Here is a 19008-nt window from a genome sequence, read left to right on the forward strand (position 1 = left end):
GATTGGATTATTAATAACTATGTATCAAATTGGACAAAGATGGAGTAGCCGTAACGAGACAGACCTCGGTATCGGTATTATTGTTGAATTACAGAGCAAATCATTTACTCTACACTTCCCTGATGCGGAAACAGACCGTCATTACTCTGTTAGCCAAACTAGCCTAGTCCGTCGCACTCTCACAGTAGGAGACGAACTTCTTTTTCACGATGATCCGTATATTATCGAAGAAGTACGTGAAATCGATGGATTGCATGAATATTATATTGGCGATGACTGGTTGGAAGAGACCATTATCCAGTTCCCTCGAAACGACAAAAATGAGCTGGATGCCATCCTATCCATTTCTCCAGCTCGTCGTATGTGGTTTGATTTGCGCAGACACACATTGGAACATCAAGGTCGTTTAGCTTCATCGCAAGTAAAAGGGTTAATGGGGTTAAAAGCCGAGTTGCTCCCTCACCAAATTTACCTTGCCCATGAAATCGCCAATCGTCCAGTTGCCAGAGCATTGCTATGCGATGAAGTTGGCCTAGGCAAGACATTAGAAGCAGGATTAATTCTTCACCACAGAATGCTTAATGGCATGTGTAAACGAGCATTAATCTTGACTCCAACGAACCTTCAACACCAATGGTTAGTTGAAATGCTAAGACGCTTCCACCAGCACTTTGCCTTAATCAACGAATCTGTCTATGAAACACTGTACGAAGACGATGACAACCCGTTTGAACAACAACCCCTTGTTATTGCTCCACTAGAATGGGCATCACAACACCCTCGTGCATTGCAAGATATGTTGAGTGCTGAATGGGATATGGTAGTGATAGACGAAGCACATCATCTTAGCTGGCATCCTGAAAATCCCAGTCAGGATTACCAAGCCGCCGCCCTGCTAGCAAATATGTCTGAATCTTTATTATTACTCAGTGCCACACCAGAGCAAACGGGCGAAGAAGAGCATTTCTCCCGCTTACAACTTCTCGATCCTGATCATTATTACGATTTTGCACGTTATAAAGATCAAAAAAGCGAGTTTCAGAATGCGGCCAATTTAGCAGAAATTTTACTTCCATTATCTCAAGGCAAAACCCTTGCTGAGGAACCAAATTGGTCGATAGCCTTTGGTAACTATTTATCCCAAGTTATAGGAAAAGATTGGTTTGAAGCACTCAACCAAAACATTCAAGGGGAAACATTAACTCAAGCGGCTTTGGATGCAATTGATTGGCTGATTGATCAACATGGTACAGGCCGTGAAGTATTCCGTAACACTCGCTCTGCTATTGGTGGCTTTCCCAAACGAAAACTCACTGATTACCCTTTAGAAACGACAGACATTTACGCGGGCGCTAAAAATCACCCTTACCCTCAAACGGATGTTGACAGTTCGTTATGGGCTTACGACCCTAGGTGGATTTGGTTAAAAGAGTTCTTAGAATGCCAAGCAGATAAAGTTCTCGTCATTTGTCACAGTGCAGATATAGCTCAGTGGCTAAGCGAGCAACTTAATTTCGCTGGTTTTCAAAGTGCAGACTTCCATGAACAAATGCCGTTGATCCACCGAGACAGAGCCGCAGCGTATTTTGCTGATCCTGAAGGTGCCCAAATACTGATTTGCTCAGAAATTGGTAGTGAAGGCCGCAATTTCCAGTTTAGTCATGACTTGGTAATGTATGATTTACCTGAACACCCAGATTTGCTAGAGCAGCGTATTGGTCGATTGGATCGTTTAGGCCAGACTCATGATGTCCATGTTCATATCCCTTATTTAAAAGACAGCATGCAGGAAAGGTTGTTTAACTGGTACAACAAGGGGCTAAATGCATTTTGCCGCACAACATCAAATGGCGACCAAGTCAATCACACCTTTGCAGAACAGCTAAAGAGCTATCTATTAGGCCATGACGATGATGAAACTCTATTAGAAGAAGCCCACACCTATCATGAAGCGCTTTTAAAACAGATGGAAGAAGGTAGGAATCGTTTACTTGAAATGACTTCTTGCCGCCCTGAAAAAGCACAAGAGCTTATTCAAAATATCGAAGACACCGCTACCAAAGGCCTGCATAAATACATTGAAGATGTTACTCATGCCTTTAATATTTATGCTGAGTGTATTGACGATACCGAAGATAAGAGCGCATGGTTTCTTAGACCCTCTACCGACATGATGATTGAAGCCCTTCCAGGTATTGAAGAAGAAGGTAAAATGCTCATGCTAGACCGTCGTCAAGCAAGCCAAAGAGAAGACGTTGCTTTTGCTACATGGGAACACCCTCTAATAACCATGTTGATGGACGAAGTTCAGATGTTTGAATCCGGTCGTTTGACATCCGCCACCCTGCCAATCGGTGCTTTACCAGAAGGTACGGTACTGATTGAAAGTATGTTTGTGATTGAAGCCAATGCACATCCTCGACTAAAACTCAGCCAATCCTTGCCTATTACACCAATGTGGCAACTATCGGATTCAAGCGGCAAATTTTTACACAAGCAGTTTACCGCGGACAAATGGGCCGATAAATTAAAAGGCGTCCCGAATAGAGTCGCAGAGCAATGGGTTGCTGCTTTACGCAAGGACTTACTAGAGGTATTACAAAGCCATCAGCTTAACGCTCAAGATCAAGCTCGCCCTATTATTAAAGCCGCTAAGCAAGATTATCAGCACCAGTGGCAGAGCGAAATTGACCGTTTAAATGAGTTGCAAAAGCACAATGAAGAAGTGTCTTCTGGCGAACTTGAGCAACTTGAAAATAATCTAAACGAAGGCTTAAAACGCATCGACGAATACACAATTAGACTTGACGCCATTCGTGTCATTTTGACAACAAAACCTTAATGAGCATAGCGTCTAAACCAGCCCCCATATCAGCACCTTTAATGCCAACGCTGGCACTAGAGGTGCTCTATGAAGACGAATGGTTCTCTGTCATCAATAAACCAGAAAACTGTTTATCGGTTCCCGGTCGAGGAGCAGATAAACAGGATTCTATTATTTATCGAGCGCAGCTTCATTTTGGAGAGGCTCATGCCGTTCACCGCTTAGATTATGCAACATCTGGGTTAATACTGGTGGCAAAAACCTTAGAATGTCATCGTCGATTATCTGAACACTTCCGGGAGCGTATCGTTGAAAAAGAATACCGTGCCGTTGTTCGCGGCCCTTTCTTTGGCGATCATGGCATTATCAAAAAGCCGCTTCGCTGTGATTGGCCAAATCGACCAAGACAACAAGTCTGTAAAGCATGGGGAAAGCCAGCAGAAACTCGATGGAAGGTTCTACATAAAGAATCGGACCATTTTCGAGTACAATTGTTTCCAATTACAGGAAGATCACACCAGTTAAGAGTGCACATGCAAAGTATTGGTCATGCTATTGTGGGTGACGAATTCTATGATAAAGACATTGATAATACAGATGAACGCTTATTACTGCATGCTTACCGATTAGAGTTCCACCACCCCTTTACCAAAGCATGGGTAAAATTTATTTCGCCCTGCCCTTTTTAAATTTATAAAGATGTAAAAATAAGTACAGACAGAAACACAGCATTGATAACATAGAGCTTACCGCTCAAACTGCAAAACATCATAAGCGGCTTGATGCACCAAACTATGCCGCTTAGCCACACACATTTCATCCCTATCATATCCTCCACCAATCACAACTGCGACTGGAATATTTAACTTTCGACACGTTTTAAGAATGTAAAAATCCCGTTCGTAAATCCCTTTATCTGTTAATTCTACATACCCTAATCGGTCGTCTTTATGCACATCAACACCCGCATCATAAAAAATAAAATCGGGTCTATGCTGCTCTAGAAGCTCAGGTAAAGACGATGACAAAATCGCAAGATATTGTTCATCTTTTGTACCTTTAGGGATTGATATGTTAACCCCAGACAATTCCTTTTGAGGCGGATAATTTTCTTCACAGTGCCATGATACTGGTATCACTTGCTTATGATCGGAAAAAAACATCGCCGTGCCATCGCCTTGATGTACATCACAATCTAAAATCATAATATTGTGCGCTTTTCCTTGCTCCAACATAGATGTTGCCGCCACAGCCAAATCGTTAAAAATACAGAACCCCGAGCCATAAGACGGGTGAGCATGATGCGTTCCTCCAGCTAAATGACATGCTAACCCATACCTATAAGCCAATTCAGCCGTTAATACTGTCCCTGAAACAGCCCTTAACGTTCTTTCAACAAGCCATTCTGACCAAGGTAGACCTATCTCTCTTTCTTCTTTCGAGGATAATTGGCCTCGAATAAAACGCTGCACATACTGGGGTTCATGCACTCTCATCAATAAAGCCAGAGACAAAGGACCAGGAATAAAATGATTTTGATTAGTTAGCAAACCAATGTCGGTTAAGTGGTCTGCTAAAAAGGCAAACTTCCCCATTGGAAACCGATGACCATCAGGGAAAGGAATGCTGTAATTAGAATGGTAAACAAGAGGTAACATAACAATGCTCACGAAAAGCGCAATATAGGTTCGCTTACTACTGACTGCTTAGCAACAAGCAATTTACGAACCGCTCCATTAAACAACTCAATGAAATTAGGAGAAAAACCATTACCATCAAACGGTTCTTCATTGGAGCGTACAATCTCAACTGCATGCTCTCAACCTTCATGTTTGTTCAACAATTGAGCTCCCATTATTGGGTGTTTCGAGATGGCTTTTTACAACATGGGAGATCTTCTTCAAACTTTAACGCCACTGCCATTCCCATATTATGTATATAGGCTGCTGCATTTAGTTGCACCGACTCATCTGGGTACTCAAATCTAGAAGATCATCTTTCGATTCCTTTTCTAAAACTGAAAATTCTTTGCTAGCAAATTGACCCATAATTCCTAAATCTAATGTAAGACAAGTTTAGTGGGAGCACACACTAGACCTGTATTTACATTGTAGATTGAGTAAACTGAATCTGAAATATAAAATCTGTCTCAAAATGCAACTTTTAGGTGAAAAAATGAACTATTGGTTAATGAAGTCTGAACCCGACACCTTTTCAATTGATGATTTAAAAAAACAACCGACGTCGTGGGATGGGGTTAGGAACTACCAAGCTCGCAATCATATGAAAAACATGAGTAATGGCGATCAAGTATTTTTCTATCATTCAAGTTGTAAAAAAATCGGCATTGTTGGCATAGCTCAAGTTATCAAAGAAGCCTATCCAGACCACACATCGTGGGACCCAAGTAGTAATTACTTTGATCCAAAGTCGTCACCGGAAAACCCTAAATGGTTTATGGTAGACATTGAATTTGTCCGTCAATTCTCTACCACCCTAACATTAGCGAGTTTAAAAGAAAATCCTGAATTAGAAAGTATGGCCTTATTAAAGAAAGGTAACCGCCTCTCCGTTATGCCTATTAACGAAATAGAATGGCACTTAATAAATCGCCAGACTCAATCTAACTGACTGCTTGCACTACAATCTCAGTCATGCCGTGCTAGCGATAGTCTCTGTCTCGTCTTTGCAATGAAATCGCCGTGTCAAAATAATAGTTAATGCCTAAACCGAGATAAAAGGACTCTTTCCCTCTTTCTATCGAAAGCTGTAAACCGACCTGATTAGAGAGTTTTTTAGGCTGAAGACCAACACCGAGAACCCAAACATCACCACGATTAATTTTATCTTTCCTTAAGAAAAACTTCTCATTAGGGTTAATATAGTAAGCGACCCCCACCGATTGGCCAGTAAAAGTAGCAATATTTTCTTCATATTCTGTTTCGGAGATTCCAACCGTCAAATCACCAAAATAAAGATCGCCATAAAAAGTTAATGTCGTACTGCTTTCTTTATCCAGCTCCTCTTCATTGGGCTTTCTTTCTTTATAACCCACCCCAGCACCTAACTTCCCCCCATCATTACGTAAAAACACATTTCCTACCACTTCTGATTGGGAATAACTATTCTGAGACCGATTGGCAACCAAGTAGTCACTGTTAATTAAAAATTGTGTCGTCAAAATATGAGTAATCGGCATATTGATCGTCACGTCTAAACCATATAGCTGTTCTGCTGACAACAAACCAGCACTGATACCGGCCTCAAAATTAGGAAGATTTTTTTCTTTTTTTACTTCATTCGCACTTAATAGCGAACCATTAACGGCCAAAAAACCAATCAGAGCTAGGTGAAAGAGTACTTTGCTTTTCATTAAAAGATTCCATTTAATTGTCATGCACCGTATTGTGGAATGAATTTAAATAGAACGCCAGTCTCCTAAAAATATCATAATGCCTTTAATATGATGCTTTAAGTAATACGAAACCACCTATTAATAACAAATTATCAATTTAATAAGGACTTTTCAGCCAAGCTCTGGGCATACTAGCCAAAGCTCAATATAATGGCCATAACGTCAAAATGACAATTTATTTCAGGTTATAAACTACATGGCAAAAAAACTTTTTATTCAAACTCATGGCTGCCAAATGAACGAGTACGACTCGTCTAGAATGGCCGATTTATTAGGCGACAGCCATGAAATGGAAATCACTCAAGATGCAAATGAAGCCGATGTATTGCTTCTCAACACCTGCTCTATTCGAGAAAAAGCACAGGACAAGGTCTACCATCAGCTAGGTCGATGGAAAAAATTGAAAGATAAAAATCCTGATCTTGTTATCGGTGTCGGTGGTTGTGTTGCCAGTCAAGAAGGTGACGCAATCCGTAAACGTGCAAAATATGTCGATATGATATTTGGCCCTCAGACATTGCATAAATTGCCAGAAATGGTGAATGCAGCACACAAGCATATCCCTATTACCGATGTGACTTTTCCTGAAATTGAAAAATTTGACCATTTACCTGCCCCAAAAGTAGATGGTGCTGAAGCTTATATCTCAATTATGGAAGGATGTAGTAAATATTGCACATTCTGCGTTGTGCCTTATACAAGAGGCGAGGAAGTGAGCCGACCTTTCCATGATATCTTGAACGAAGTAACTCAATTGGCAGAGCAAGGTGTACGTGAAATTCACCTTCTTGGACAAAATGTCAATGCTTACCGCTCCGAAGAAGCGGATGGTGAACTCGACCTTGCCGATATTATTCATGCCGTTGCAGAAATTGATGGCGTTCAACGCATTCGCTTTACCACATCTCACCCAGTTGAATTTACCGACAGTTTAATTGAAGCATTCCGTACGCAACCTAAGCTTGTTAGCCATTTACATCTACCTGTTCAAAGTGGTTCAGATAAGATACTGGCCGCCATGAAACGTGGGCATGATCGTAAATCTTACATAGATAAAATCAACCGTATTAAAGAAGCTCGCCCCGGAATCAGCATTTCATCTGATTTCATTATTGGCTTCCCAGGCGAAACCGAAGAAGACTTTCTAGACACAATGAATTTAATCCAAGAGATTGGCTTTGATAACTCATTCAGTTTCGTTTATAGCCAGCGTCCCGGAACACCCGCTGCTGAATTAGAAGACGATACAACAGAAGAACTCAAAAAACAGCGTTTAGCCATTTTACAACGCCGTATAATTCAGCACGCTTTTGACATCAGCGCCAATATGTTAGGTTCAGTGCAACGCATATTGGTTAGTGGTTTCTCCCCTAAAGATCCTGGAAGAATGCAAGGAAGAAGTGAAAATAATAGACTCGTCAATTTCCCTACTGTAGACCCTCGTTTAGTAGGAAAATTTGCCGATGTTTTAATCACTCAAACTTCTCCCAATTCATTACATGGAGAGCTGGTTAATTCGGAACTGGAAGCGGATTTTGATCTGTAATAGGCAACTTAATTTAAACCATTAGCCTACACGCTTAATTATATAAGGAATCACGTGGAAACTCTTATTTCACAACAAATACGTATGTCCCCTTCACAAGCGACTGCACTTGCGGCACTGTGCGGTAAACTTGATGAAAATATGAAGTTAATTGAATCTCGCCTAGATGTTCAAATTACTTATATGGGAGATTTATTTGATATCTCAGGCAAGTACGCAGATAGAGTTAGTGCGACTAAAATATTATTAGAGAATCTCTACAGAGAAGCCATTGCAAAAAATATTGTTACCCGGGAAACAATTCATTTGTATCTTCAGGAGTCCGCTTTAGCTTCTCTTAATGACAAACCCAACCAGCAAAGCCAAACCATTAAGACCCGCAAAGCTCACATAAAGCCAAAAGGCTCAAATCAAAACAATTATGTGAAAGAAATACGTAATAACGACATTAATTTTGGTATTGGCCCAGCAGGTACAGGTAAAACGTATCTTGCAGTAGCGTGTGCCGTTGAGGCGCTAGAGAGCGATCGTGTCGAACGCATTATGTTAGTAAGACCCGCCGTAGAGGCTGGTGAAAAACTGGGTTTTTTACCAGGCGACCTAGCACAAAAAATTGACCCGTATCTTCGCCCTTTATACGACGCACTGTACGAAATGATTGGTTTTGAGGTCGTAGAAAAACTCATTGAGAAGAATGTTATTGAAATCGCTCCTTTAGCATTCATGCGTGGTCGAACACTGAATAATTCTTTTATCATTCTAGACGAAAGCCAAAATACAACCAGAGAACAAATGAAAATGTTCCTCACCCGTATTGGTTTTGGCTCAACCGCTGTGATCACAGGTGATACAACCCAAGTGGATCTACCTCGCGGAACCTCGTCAGGTCTGGCTCATGCAGTACATGTTTTAAGCAGTGTAAAAGGCATCAGCATGACTCATTTCAGCTCTGCAGATGTTGTGCGTCACCCTCTCGTTCAACGTATCGTCGAAGCTTATGATGTGTTTGATGCAGAACAAGAAGAAGAGCGCAAAGCGAAAAAAGCAGCACTCCAAGCGCTTGAGGATAAATAATGCCGGTACTGGAGTTAGACTTACAAATTGCAACTGAAGAAACTCAACATTTACCAACTCAGGGCCAGTTTGCTCAATGGGCACAGGCAGCACTGCCTCAAAGCGGTGATGAATATGAAATTACCATTCGTATTGTTGATATTGAGGAAAGCCAATCCTTAAATCATGAATACAGAGGTAAAGACAAACCAACCAATGTGCTGTCTTTTCCTTTTGAAGCGCCTGAAGGAATAGAGCTGCCTTTACTAGGCGATCTGGTTGTTTGTCGACAAATTGTTGAAAACGAAGCCTCTGAACAAAAAAAACCTGTCTTGAATCACTGGGCACATCTTATTATTCATGGCATATTACACCTACGTGGCTATGACCATTTAAATGACGAAGACGCTGAAGAGATGGAATCAATTGAGATTGACCTTTTGACACTTTTTAGCATACCCAACCCCTATCTGATAAATGAGTGAGATCAGAAAAATTATGAGTGAAGATCGATCGAGTACCTCAGGTGATCAACAGCCAAAATCTTGGTTTGAGCGTTTAACTCAAGCCTTTAACGATGAACCGAAGAGTCGTAACGACATCATCAACTTACTTGAAGCCGCAGTTTCATCAGAAGTTATTGATCGGGATGCATTTACCATTGTAGAAGGCGCACTTGAAGTCTCTGAAGTTCAAGCCAGAGATATAATGATCCCTCCATCTCAAATGGTTGTAGTCAAATCAGACAATGATCCAAAAACAACCATTCGAAAAATAATTGATTCATCCCACTCTCGCTTTCCTGTTGTTGGTGAAGACTCAGACGAGATTCTTGGTGTTTTACTTGCCAAAGACCTATTGCCCCTATTGTTTAAAGACACAGAAATCACTACTGAAGACATTCTTAATCAATTACGACCAGCGAACTTTATCCCTGAAAGTAAACGGCTTAATGTTCTTTTGAATGAATTTCGCACCAAACGTTATCATATGGCCATTGTATTAGACGAATACGGTAGTGTCTCTGGCCTTGTAACAATTGAAGATGTACTCGAACAAATTGTTGGTGAGATTGAAGATGAAACCGACAAACACGATGACGAACATATCAAACCTCTCGATGGAACCGATTCTTTTATAGTTCCTGCACTTTGTGAAGTGGACGACTTTAACGCCTTTTTCAAGGTAAACTTTAGTGATGAAGAGTTCGATACGATTGGCGGTATTTTAGTTCAGCAGTTTGGCCATGTACCTGTACGTGGAGAAGAAATTGTCATTGATAACTTTAAATTCCAAGTGATGAAGTCTGATGGCCGTAGAGTGAAGACACTTCATGTAGAAAAGCTTTTAGATAAAGAATAGTTCTACACCTCATTCGTGATTAAATAATTTGTTACTCAATAAGTAACACTGTTAATAGGACAACCTTAAATGCGCACTCTTTTCCAACCCTTTGTGGAGAAACGTTTTTTAAGGTTGTTTTTTTTGGGTGTCTTTTGCGGTGCCCTCGGTGTCTTTGCCTTTGCCCCTTTTGCTTTTTGGCCAGCCATTGCCGTTAGTATTGCAGGGTTCTCGTGGTTACAAACCCAATCCATCTCACACAAGCATGCAGCTTGGCTGGGGTTTTCCGTTGGTTTAGGGCATTTCGGAGCAGGCACCTCTTGGATATACGTCAGCATAGCCAATTACGGCCAAGTTGGACTGATCATTTCTGTCCTAATTACTTTTGCATTCATCACTGTCCTCTCTGCATTTTATGCTCTTGCGGGGTTTCTTTGCTCTCATTTTTTCACCCGTGTATCAATGCTTTCCAAGCCTTTTATCATATCGCTTACTCTCCTATTTACTGAATACCTTAGAAGTCATTTATTTACAGGGTTTCCTTGGCTACTTGCTGGCTACAGCATGGAAAAAAGCCCTCTTTTTGAACTTTCTCCAATTGGCGGTATTTGGCTATTAACATTCGTTTGTTTATTGAGCTTCAGCCTCCCTATTTTTCTTTTTAAAAACAAACAGCTGCAATGGAAAAAAGAACTTATTTGCCTGTTCTGTGTCATTGGATTATGGGGATCAAGCAGCTTTTTATCTCAGCAAAATACCCAATGGGTCAGTGAAAAAGACACCATCCAAACAACACTCGTCCAAGGTAACTTGAAACAAGAAGAGAAATGGCTAACAGAACAAGCCGTAAAATCTCTTGAGTATTACCAGCAAGCAACAGTTGAAAACCTAGACAGTGATCTGGTCATTTGGCCAGAAACCGCCATTACTTATTTACACCATCAAGTCAGTAATCATTTAAAGCCCTTTCAAAAAACACTGCTAGAAACAAACACCACCCTTATTACGGGCATCCCTTATTACAACCAAGAAAACAATCGCTACCACAATAGTGTTTGGGCAATGGGGGAAGGATTTGGCTTATACTTCAAACAGCGCTTAGTTCCTTTTGGAGAGTACATCCCCTTTGCAGATTACGTTGGGAAACTGTTGGATTTATTTGGTATGCCAATGTCAACATTCAGTGCCGGAGAGAAAAACCAGCCCGTATTGCAAGTGAGAGAATGGGGCGCGGCGGCCTTTATATGTTATGAAATTGTCTACCCAGAGCTGGTCCGTTCTTTGGTCAGAGACAGCGACTTTTTAATTACTATAAGTAATGATGGGTGGTTCGGTGACTCTATTGGTCCTATTCAGCACCTACAAATTGCACAATTTAGAGCCAAGGAGTCTGGTCGGTATGTGGTTCGTTCTACCAATACAGGTATCTCCGCGATCATCGATCATCATGGAAAAATCACAGCGCAGGCCCCTCAATTCGTTCGTACAACACTCACCGCACCAGTCAAAACAACAGTAGGAATAACACCTTATGTTAAGTATGGAAACCTTATAGTGTTAAGCTTAATTTTGATTATGGTAATGTTATACACCGCTGCTTTTTTTATGAATTCAAGGATGAAACCTGATTAGTGTTATTGTTTTAGCCGTGCCAATATTGCCATATATGCGCGCTTTAAATTACCTACCATACTTTTATTGCCATACCAACGCGTAAAATGCCAGTACTTAACACATCCGCTCTTAACCCACCTCGCTGCATCCACGCTTTAACAACTTGCGGAGCCGTTAAAGAATCACTCGCGAGAGAACGACCGAGAAAAGAACAAGGCTCACATAACTCCACACCCAAAAACCGAACATCACCAATGGTAAATTCTTTACCCACTAATTGATTGAGCCGCACCCCTTGCGTAACGATATTTCGTCGCGTTGAGAATGCCTCTAAACGTTGACCAAAGTTCGTATTAAACGCATCGATTTCTTCACTTTCCACAAAGGTAATATTAAGTCCAGCTTCATTGCATTTACCATAATTTCTATCGCCAACAATGCCTTTCCCTGCATCCACTTTCACCACATCAATGCCGATTTGAGCTTGCTTTGCTTTTTTCGCAACATAAATTGCTTGAATCACACTGTACCTCCTAGAGTGTGCGACTGTTACTCAGTGTTGCAGCATTTAAATTTCACAAGAAACGTCTAGCCATCATTAAATACTGCATCCAAGATGCTTAATTTGACCAAGGTGACTGAGGCTATTCTATTCCTCTAAGACCATTAAGCGTATGCAGTATCGCGTTCCCAGCTTCAATGCCTTTATTAAATGAGTTCCTCGACCCTCTTTCTATGGCTTCTTCCATCTTATTTACCGCCAATATTTCAAACCCAACTGGGATCAAATATTCAACAGACGTTTCCATAAGAGATCTGGCCACTTCATTCGCAATCATATCGAAATGATACGTATCACCCTGAAGTATAATAGCAAAGGCAACAATGGCGTCGTACTGACCAGATTTCGCGGCTTTTCTCGCAAGAAGCGGCACTTCCCATGTCCCTGGTGCTAAATGAACCGAAATGTTCTCTTCAGACAAACCATTTAGCATCAGCACTTCTTTACAGTACTCCACCATATTTTCATTCAACTCAAGGTGGTAAGTACTTTGCACAATCGCAACTTTTATTTTCTCAGGTTGGTTTATATCGATTTTTTGAACTTCTAAATCTTTAATCACGCTGCTTGCTCCTAGCCATTCATTCGGCTATTAAACTATTAAAGCTTTGTAGATCTTTGAACTGAATTTATACCATATAAAAATCAGGGACACCCAACTACAAAATACTGCCAGAGAGAATACTAAACCCAGCAATTAACTCAAGCGTAAAATCAACCATAATTGTGTTTTAGTAAAAGACAGTAGGTAAATTTAGGATAAATAACTTACTTTTTTTCCCTTATTCTTCAAATACATCACGGGTAACTAACATCTTTATATTGCAATACGAATACCAATGATCACTTCATGACTGGCTATACCATCGATTTTAGAGCCATCAGTAAAGGAGTCTTGCCCACTTTCAACACCCCCAAATGATGCAAACATTACTTCAATCAATTAGTACAAAAATAGAGAGCGCTCCCTGTCTTTTATTGGATCACAATACGACCACCTAGATACAAGAAGCAGCCCCATTAACAATGACACTTAATCTATTTATGTGTGTGTAAATACCGACCAACAGAACATAGAAAGTTCAATGTCCTGAAAAAATCCCATATTGACAAATAGGGCAGACTTTCAGTACAGCGTTATCTTCTAGCTCCTGTTCGTATTCACAAGATAGACAAACATAGCGGCCTTTTTCACACTCTGTACCAGAAATATAACATTCTGCTAATGGCACTGGATTATGGTTAATGTTGTCCACCAACCAAAGCAGACCAATGTCTTCTATTGCATCCAACTCATCTTTGGCATGTCGCCCTTGAGCCATGATGGTCTTCCAATTTGCATCAACCCATGCTTCCATATAAGCCATTTTGTGATGCCAATAGTTTTTCATTAACTCAGCATCATCCAGTACCCAATTCTTAGCTCCAATTATCGTTTTTTTCGTTTCATCAACTAAATTGCTGTTTTCAGTATTGTTAGGGTCATCTTTTTTACCTGAATTCATAACTAGCCCCTTATCTGTCTTCTCATTAGTCGTGTATCTCTATAAAATAACGGGTATTTTTAAACTTATTTAACCTTGCGCTAATCGTCTTTTCAAAGACGTGTAGTTATTAGTTTAGCGTAAAGTTACTTTTTCGTCGTTCATGGGAATAAATAAAGATCATGCAAGAACAGTATAGTCCAAAGCAAATAGAAGAAGCGGCTCAATCCTTTTGGGATGAGAACAAAGTATTTAAAGCCGTTGCTGATGTGAATAAAGAAAAGTTTTATTGCCTTTCTATGTTCCCATACCCAAGTGGACGTTTGCACATGGGTCATGTTCGTAATTACACCATTGGCGATGTGATCTCACGTTATCAGCGTATGCAAGGCAAAAATGTCATGCAGCCAATGGGTTGGGATGCATTTGGTCTACCTGCTGAAAACGCAGCCATAAAACACAACACAGCACCAGCGAAGTGGACGACTGAAAACATTGACTATATGAAAGGTCAATTAAAACTGCTTGGTTTTGGCTATGACTGGGATCGTGAAATTGCCACATGTACGCCAGAATACTATCGTTGGGAGCAGTGGTTTTTCACTCAGTTAATTGAAAAAGGCTTGGCATATAAAAAAGTCGCGGCCGTAAACTGGTGCCCAAATGATCAAACGGTCTTAGCAAATGAGCAAGTAGAAGATGGCGGCTGCTGGCGTTGTGGCACAACCGTTGAGAAAAAAGAAATTTCTCAGTGGTTTATCCGTATCACAGATTACGCTGAAGAATTGTTAAACGATTTGGATCAACTAGACGAATGGCCTGAAAAAGTAAAAGCCATGCAACGTAACTGGATTGGGCGTTCTCAAGGCCTAGAATTCAGCTTTGGTATCGAAGGACGTAACGAGCGCGTCTTCGTTTACACCACTCGCCCAGATACTATCATGGGTGTAACTTACATTGCCGTTGCAACACAGCATCCACTTTCTATTGAAGCGGCACAAGCCAATCCTGAATTGGCGGAATTTATTGCTGAAAGTAAGCTTATGTCTACAACAGAAGCGGATATGGCAACTGTTGAGAAGAAAGGTGTCGATACTGGCTTTAAAGCAATACACCCAGTCACAGGTGAATCTGTCCCGGTTTACGCTGCTAACTTTGTATTAATGGACTACGGCTCAGGCGCTGTCATGTCTGTTCCAGCGCATGATCAACGCGATTTTGAGTTTGCGAATAAATATGGCTTGAACATAAAACAAGTTATCAAATCAACAGATGACAATACCAACATTGATTTGTCAAAAGAAGCCTTCACAGGCAAAGGCATTCTTTGTAATTCTGGTGAATTTAATGACATGGATTTCGATGCTGCGTTTGACGCCATTGCAAATTGGATGTCAGAAAAAGGCTTAGGCGAAATTAAAGTCAATTACCGTCTACGCGATTGGGGTGTAAGCCGCCAGCGCTATTGGGGAACACCCATTCCAACGATTAACAAAGCCGATGGCACGGCGGTTCCTGTACCAGCCGATCAGTTGCCTGTTATGCTCCCTACGGATGTTGTGATGGATGGAGTTAATTCTCCAATCAAAAACAACCCTGATTTCTCTTCTATTATCTTTGAAGGTGAACCCGCTGAACGTGAAACAGATACCTTTGATACCTTTATGGAATCATCTTGGTATTACGCACGTTACTGCTCCCCAGAAAGCACTGATGCGATTCTAACACCAGAGGCAAACTACTGGCTTCCTGTTGACCAGTATGTTGGTGGTGTTGAACATGCCATCTTGCATTTATTGTACTCTCGCTTTTTCCATAAACTGTTAAGAGACGCAGGATTAGTGGATTCAGATGAGCCGTTCAAACGTCTATTGACCCAAGGTATGGTCAATAAAGACGGTACAAAAATGTCTAAATCCAAAGGCAACACGGTTGATCCACAAGAAATGATCGAACGTTATGGTGCGGATACGGTTCGTTTGTTTATTATGTTTACCGCACCACCAGAACAATCACTCGAATGGAATGATGCAGGTGTGGACGGTGCTTCTCGCTTCCTACGTCGCTTATGGGCATTGTGTTATCGCCATACCAATGCTGGCACAGTGGGTAAATTAGATGTGTCTTCACTAACCAGCGAACAAAAAGCGCTACGTCGTAAAACACATGAGACCATTGCCAAAGTATCAGATGATATTGAACGTCGCCAAACATTCAATACGGCAATTTCAGCCGTCATGGAACTGTGTAATGAGATCAGTAAGTTTGAAGACACATCTAAATTAGGCCTTGCTGTCGAACAAGAAGCGCTTGAGTCTACTGTTCTATTATTGTCTCCTATTGTGCCGCACATTTCTCATCAGCTATGGAGCGAATTAGGCCATGGTGATAACGTTGTTAATGTAAGCTGGCCAACACTGGATGAAGCCGCATTAGTAAAAGACGAGCTCACTATCGTAGTGCAAGTCCTAGGCAAAAAACGTGCAGAAATAACCGTGTCAATTAATGCAGATAACAAAGAAATGGAAGCCACTGCATTGGCCCACCCTAACGTTGCTAAGTTCATCGAAGGTAAAACTGTTCGAAAAGTCGTTGTTGTACCAGGTCGATTAGTTAATATTGTTGCTAACTAATACAGTACGTCAACGTTAATGACGCGCACTAAGCCATAAAGAGAATTGATCTCTTTATGGCTTAGTGTTTTATGACACCCATTATAGATATAGGAGTAAGGCCATGATGACGACAAAAGCACAGTTTATTCGCTTGCCTGTTCTACTTGCTTTAGCATTGATTATTTCCGCATGTGGCTTCCACTTAAGAGGGCCAAATCCACTGCCACCTTCGTTACAGCGCATTGTTCTCAACTCTCAAAGTGGCTTTATCTCTTTTGATCAAGCATTAAACAGCGCCTTACAACGATCGGGCATTACCATTGTAAAAAGAGGTACCCTCTTGAGCGACGACATTTTAGAGCTAACGGTAAATCCAATTGAGTCTCAAGAAATCATATTAGGGACAGCCAGCAACAATGACATTCTGCAATTAGAGCGCCAACTAACAACGCATTATTTTATCCGTCAAACGGATGGCAAATCCGTTTATGGGCCTCGACGCATTTCCACAAACAAACTGTTTACAGAGCAAGATGCCAGCGTCAATACTAAAGAAGCATTTAACGAAGTGGCGCTGAGTGAAATGGCTGAAGCTTTGGCCGAAAAACTGCTCGTCGATTTATCTTATGCCCCACTTTAGTTTCCAGCTTCATCATTTACACTAAGAGCTCTCGATTGATATGAAGGTTCGCCCTGATCAACTTAGCAACACACTGTCTAAACAACGTTACCCAATTTACATTATTGCTGGTGACGAAATACTATTAAGTCAAGAAGCCGCCGATACAATCAGGCACCACTTAATGCAATCAGGAGAGATAGAGGAAAGACTCAGGTTTATTGCTGATAATCAGTTTGACTGGCAAGATGTCATTCAAGAAACACAAAGCTTGTCTTTGTTTTCATCCTGTCGATTATTTGATATTCAAATAGACAAACTTGGCGAGAAACACACAAAAGCATTAACGCAAATTGCCTCTGAACTCTCCAACGACAACATCATCCTGCTCACATTACCAAAATTGGATATGCGAGCTCAAAAGAGTAAATGGTTCACCGCTCTGGAAAAACAGGGTGTCTTTGTGCAAATTTGGCCTATTGATGCAAATAGATTGGCTCAATGGGCGCAAAAACGAGCCACCACTCTAAATTTAAACCTGTCTAAAGACGCGGCCATCGTCTTGTGTGAACGAGGTGAAGGTAATTTATTAGCCCTATCTCAAGAGCTAGAAAAATTGCTCTTAATTTATGGCCCTCAAAGCACCTTATCATTAGATATGGTAGTGGACTCTGTGTCAGATAGCAGCCGTTACTCAGTGTATGATTTGAGCGATCGATTACTGCTAGGTAAAGTGAAGGAAGCGTTGCATTGCTTAGATAACTTATTTGCCGAAGGCATTGAGGAAAACATTGTCCTTTGGATGATCAATCGAGAAGTAAACACCTTAGAACAACTCGTTAATGACGCCAAAAATATGGGCATTCGCCAAGCATGCCAAGCTCAAAAAATTTGGGATAAACGCATTCCTTTTTATGAATCAGCCTGCAGCCGACATAGTCCAATCACAATACAATACATGCAAAGCTATTTGGCACTTATGGACCAAAAAATCAAAGGCTTGGATGGCCCAGATACGACAACGGGGTTTCGTAACCTTGTGCTCATGCTGTGTGGTATCAAACCCACTCCAACTGAATTAGATATTGCTTAAGGCAGCCATTTATTCACGTCATATAACTTTTTTAGTGACTTTCTTTAGCGTCGTTTTCTCTGTTACATACGATGCTAATTGACTTACTTATTAGGAAACGAATTACCCAATGCAAACTGCTATCCCAACTATCGAAAACATCAGTACTTGGACAACCCCTATTTTTGTGGCGAACAACCCTGATCATGAATTCCTAAAAAACGAACTTTTGAATTTCATCAGTCAGGCGCAAAAACAACAACAATCTACCATTGACAGTCAAATTGCCGTTGATGCCAAACACCGCTTATTCGAGAGCGAACTTACTTTTTTAGAACACGCCCACCCAGAAGTCATGGAGCTAAGAAGAATATTTGAAGAACTGGTCGCAGAAGTGGCTTACGATGTAAATCGTGATGCATGGCCACAAGATGTAGAAGTCGAAGCCAATGTCACCGAATCTTGGTATCACATTACCCAAAGTGGCGGTTATCATGATGTTCACTCTCATCCGAATTGTTCTTGGTGTGGTATTTATTATCTCGAACCGGGAAATGCCTCTCTCGATGGAAAAAATGGCATCAATCGCTTTTATGATCCTAGAGTCAATGCCGCTCATTTTACCGATGCAGGAACCGCCTATTTAGGCAATCAGGGATATTGGGATTTTGCTCCGATAGAAGGACAAATGATCATTTTCCCTTCTTATTTGAAACACTCTGCTCTACCTTATTTTGGTGATCAAGACAGAATCGTTATTGCTTTCAATTGTGTAGTCGATATCTTTTAGACCTCAAATTCAAGCAGGCATAAAACGACATAAACAAGAGAATGACTTATGTCGTTTTTCATAAAGACAGCGA

17 protein-coding genes are annotated in these 19008 nt (G+C 41.0%); 12 read left to right on the plus strand and 5 right to left on the minus strand.

The annotated features are described in order from the left end of the window. Window positions 1–19 precede the first annotated feature (19 nt). Together rapA and ACMUMJ_RS01990 are read left to right on the plus strand one after the other, a co-directional pair. Complete coding sequence (gene rapA, locus ACMUMJ_RS01985; RefSeq protein ID WP_414677130.1) at window positions 20–2842, plus strand: RNA polymerase-associated protein RapA; 2823 nt, start codon at window positions 20–22, stop codon at window positions 2840–2842. Beyond that, entirely contained in the window at window positions 2842–3513 is a 672-nt protein-coding gene (locus ACMUMJ_RS01990) for an RluA family pseudouridine synthase (protein ID WP_414677131.1), read from the plus strand. The genes rapA and ACMUMJ_RS01990 overlap by 1 nt, the downstream gene beginning before the upstream one ends. A 57-nt stretch (window positions 3514–3570) precedes the next feature. Here ACMUMJ_RS01990 and ACMUMJ_RS01995 read toward each other — a convergent pair whose 3' ends face one another. Further along, window positions 3571–4494: a histone deacetylase family protein gene (locus ACMUMJ_RS01995; RefSeq protein ID WP_414677132.1), complete on the minus strand. Its 924-nt coding sequence runs from the start codon at window positions 4492–4494 to the stop codon at window positions 3571–3573. Between the two features lie 505 nt (window positions 4495–4999). Here ACMUMJ_RS01995 and ACMUMJ_RS02000 point away from each other — a divergent pair. Then, a complete protein-coding gene (locus tag ACMUMJ_RS02000) occupies window positions 5000–5455 on the plus strand; it encodes an EVE domain-containing protein (protein WP_414677133.1) in 456 nt (151 codons plus the stop codon). Window positions 5456–5486: 31 nt separating this feature from the next. Here ACMUMJ_RS02000 and ACMUMJ_RS02005 read toward each other — a convergent pair whose 3' ends face one another. Beyond that, a complete protein-coding gene (locus ACMUMJ_RS02005) occupies window positions 5487–6197 on the minus strand; it encodes a hypothetical protein (RefSeq protein WP_414677134.1) in 711 nt (236 codons plus the stop codon). A gap of 238 nt (window positions 6198–6435) precedes the next feature. Here ACMUMJ_RS02005 and miaB point away from each other — a divergent pair, with 238 nt between their 5' ends. From miaB to lnt, 5 genes are all read left to right on the plus strand, one after another. Further along, window positions 6436–7785 carry a tRNA (N6-isopentenyl adenosine(37)-C2)-methylthiotransferase MiaB gene (gene miaB / locus ACMUMJ_RS02010; protein ID WP_414677135.1) on the plus strand — a complete coding sequence of 450 codons (1350 nt, stop codon included), beginning with the start codon at window positions 6436–6438 and terminating at the stop codon, window positions 7783–7785. Between the two features lie 84 nt (window positions 7786–7869). Continuing rightward, window positions 7870–8859, plus strand: coding sequence for a PhoH family protein (locus tag ACMUMJ_RS02015; RefSeq protein ID WP_414677312.1), 990 nt, complete (start codon window positions 7870–7872; stop codon window positions 8857–8859). Beyond that, window positions 8859–9323: an rRNA maturation RNase YbeY gene (gene ybeY, locus ACMUMJ_RS02020; RefSeq protein ID WP_414677136.1), complete on the plus strand. Its 465-nt coding sequence runs from the start codon at window positions 8859–8861 to the stop codon at window positions 9321–9323. The genes ACMUMJ_RS02015 and ybeY overlap by 1 nt, the downstream gene beginning before the upstream one ends. Before the next feature lie 13 nt (window positions 9324–9336). Next, window positions 9337–10200, plus strand: a complete 864-nt coding sequence (locus tag ACMUMJ_RS02025; RefSeq protein WP_414677137.1) for a CorC family transporter — start codon at window positions 9337–9339, stop codon at window positions 10198–10200. Between the two features lie 69 nt (window positions 10201–10269). Next, window positions 10270–11811, plus strand: a complete 1542-nt coding sequence (gene lnt / locus ACMUMJ_RS02030; protein ID WP_414677138.1) for an apolipoprotein N-acyltransferase — start codon at window positions 10270–10272, stop codon at window positions 11809–11811. A gap of 52 nt (window positions 11812–11863) precedes the next feature. Here the strand turns inward: lnt and ACMUMJ_RS02035 are convergent, their stop codons facing one another. The 3 genes from ACMUMJ_RS02035 to ACMUMJ_RS02045 all read right to left on the minus strand — a co-directional run bounded on the left by ACMUMJ_RS02035 (window position 11864) and on the right by ACMUMJ_RS02045 (window position 13860). After that, window positions 11864–12316, minus strand: coding sequence for an MOSC domain-containing protein (locus tag ACMUMJ_RS02035; protein ID WP_414677139.1), 453 nt, complete (start codon window positions 12314–12316; stop codon window positions 11864–11866). 121 nt (window positions 12317–12437) lie between these two features. Continuing rightward, a complete protein-coding gene (gene ribH / locus ACMUMJ_RS02040; protein WP_414677140.1) occupies window positions 12438–12917 on the minus strand; it encodes a 6,7-dimethyl-8-ribityllumazine synthase in 480 nt (159 codons plus the stop codon). Window positions 12918–13437: 520 nt separating this feature from the next. Next, window positions 13438–13860, minus strand: a complete 423-nt coding sequence (locus ACMUMJ_RS02045) for a hypothetical protein (RefSeq protein ID WP_414677141.1) — start codon at window positions 13858–13860, stop codon at window positions 13438–13440. 161 nt (window positions 13861–14021) lie between these two features. Here ACMUMJ_RS02045 and leuS point away from each other — a divergent pair, with 161 nt between their 5' ends. The 4 genes from leuS (at window position 14022) to ACMUMJ_RS02065 (ending at window position 18935) form a co-directional block, all read left to right on the plus strand. Beyond that, a complete protein-coding gene (gene leuS, locus ACMUMJ_RS02050) occupies window positions 14022–16472 on the plus strand; it encodes a leucine--tRNA ligase (RefSeq protein ID WP_414677142.1) in 2451 nt (816 codons plus the stop codon). Between the two features lie 103 nt (window positions 16473–16575). Further along, entirely contained in the window at window positions 16576–17094 is a 519-nt protein-coding gene (locus tag ACMUMJ_RS02055) for an LPS-assembly lipoprotein LptE (RefSeq protein WP_414677143.1), read from the plus strand. Between the two features lie 40 nt (window positions 17095–17134). Next, window positions 17135–18166 (plus strand): DNA polymerase III subunit delta, encoded by a 1032-nt coding sequence (holA, locus tag ACMUMJ_RS02060; protein WP_414677144.1) that lies wholly within the window; start codon window positions 17135–17137, stop codon window positions 18164–18166. A gap of 109 nt (window positions 18167–18275) precedes the next feature. Continuing rightward, window positions 18276–18935 (plus strand): TIGR02466 family protein, encoded by a 660-nt coding sequence (locus ACMUMJ_RS02065; RefSeq protein ID WP_414677145.1) that lies wholly within the window; start codon window positions 18276–18278, stop codon window positions 18933–18935. Window positions 18936–19008 lie beyond the last annotated feature (73 nt).

The organism is Marinomonas phycocola, from assembly GCF_047525455.1.
GTDB lineage: Bacteria > Pseudomonadota > Gammaproteobacteria > Pseudomonadales > Marinomonadaceae > Marinomonas.

Bases quoted from the DNA above. Each gene is read 5' to 3' on its own strand.
- rapA (WP_414677130.1), top strand. From the start codon at position 20: ATGTATCAAATTGGACAAAGATGGAGTAGCCGTAACGAGACAGACCTC.
- ACMUMJ_RS01990 (WP_414677131.1), top strand. From the start codon at position 2,842: ATGAGCATAGCGTCTAAACCAGCCCCCATATCAGCACCTTTAATGCCA.
- ACMUMJ_RS02000 (WP_414677133.1), top strand. From the start codon at position 5,000: ATGAACTATTGGTTAATGAAGTCTGAACCCGACACCTTTTCAATTGAT.
- ACMUMJ_RS02005 (WP_414677134.1), bottom strand. From the start codon at position 6,197: ATGAAAAGCAAAGTACTCTTTCACCTAGCTCTGATTGGTTTTTTGGCC.
- miaB (WP_414677135.1), top strand. From the start codon at position 6,436: ATGGCAAAAAAACTTTTTATTCAAACTCATGGCTGCCAAATGAACGAG.
- ACMUMJ_RS02015 (WP_414677312.1), top strand. From the start codon at position 7,870: ATGTCCCCTTCACAAGCGACTGCACTTGCGGCACTGTGCGGTAAACTT.
- ybeY (WP_414677136.1), top strand. From the start codon at position 8,859: ATGCCGGTACTGGAGTTAGACTTACAAATTGCAACTGAAGAAACTCAA.
- ACMUMJ_RS02025 (WP_414677137.1), top strand. From the start codon at position 9,337: ATGAGTGAAGATCGATCGAGTACCTCAGGTGATCAACAGCCAAAATCT.
- lnt (WP_414677138.1), top strand. From the start codon at position 10,270: ATGCGCACTCTTTTCCAACCCTTTGTGGAGAAACGTTTTTTAAGGTTG.
- ACMUMJ_RS02045 (WP_414677141.1), bottom strand. From the start codon at position 13,860: ATGAATTCAGGTAAAAAAGATGACCCTAACAATACTGAAAACAGCAAT.
- leuS (WP_414677142.1), top strand. From the start codon at position 14,022: ATGCAAGAACAGTATAGTCCAAAGCAAATAGAAGAAGCGGCTCAATCC.
- ACMUMJ_RS02055 (WP_414677143.1), top strand. From the start codon at position 16,576: ATGATGACGACAAAAGCACAGTTTATTCGCTTGCCTGTTCTACTTGCT.
- holA (WP_414677144.1), top strand. From the start codon at position 17,135: ATGAAGGTTCGCCCTGATCAACTTAGCAACACACTGTCTAAACAACGT.
- ACMUMJ_RS02065 (WP_414677145.1), top strand. From the start codon at position 18,276: ATGCAAACTGCTATCCCAACTATCGAAAACATCAGTACTTGGACAACC.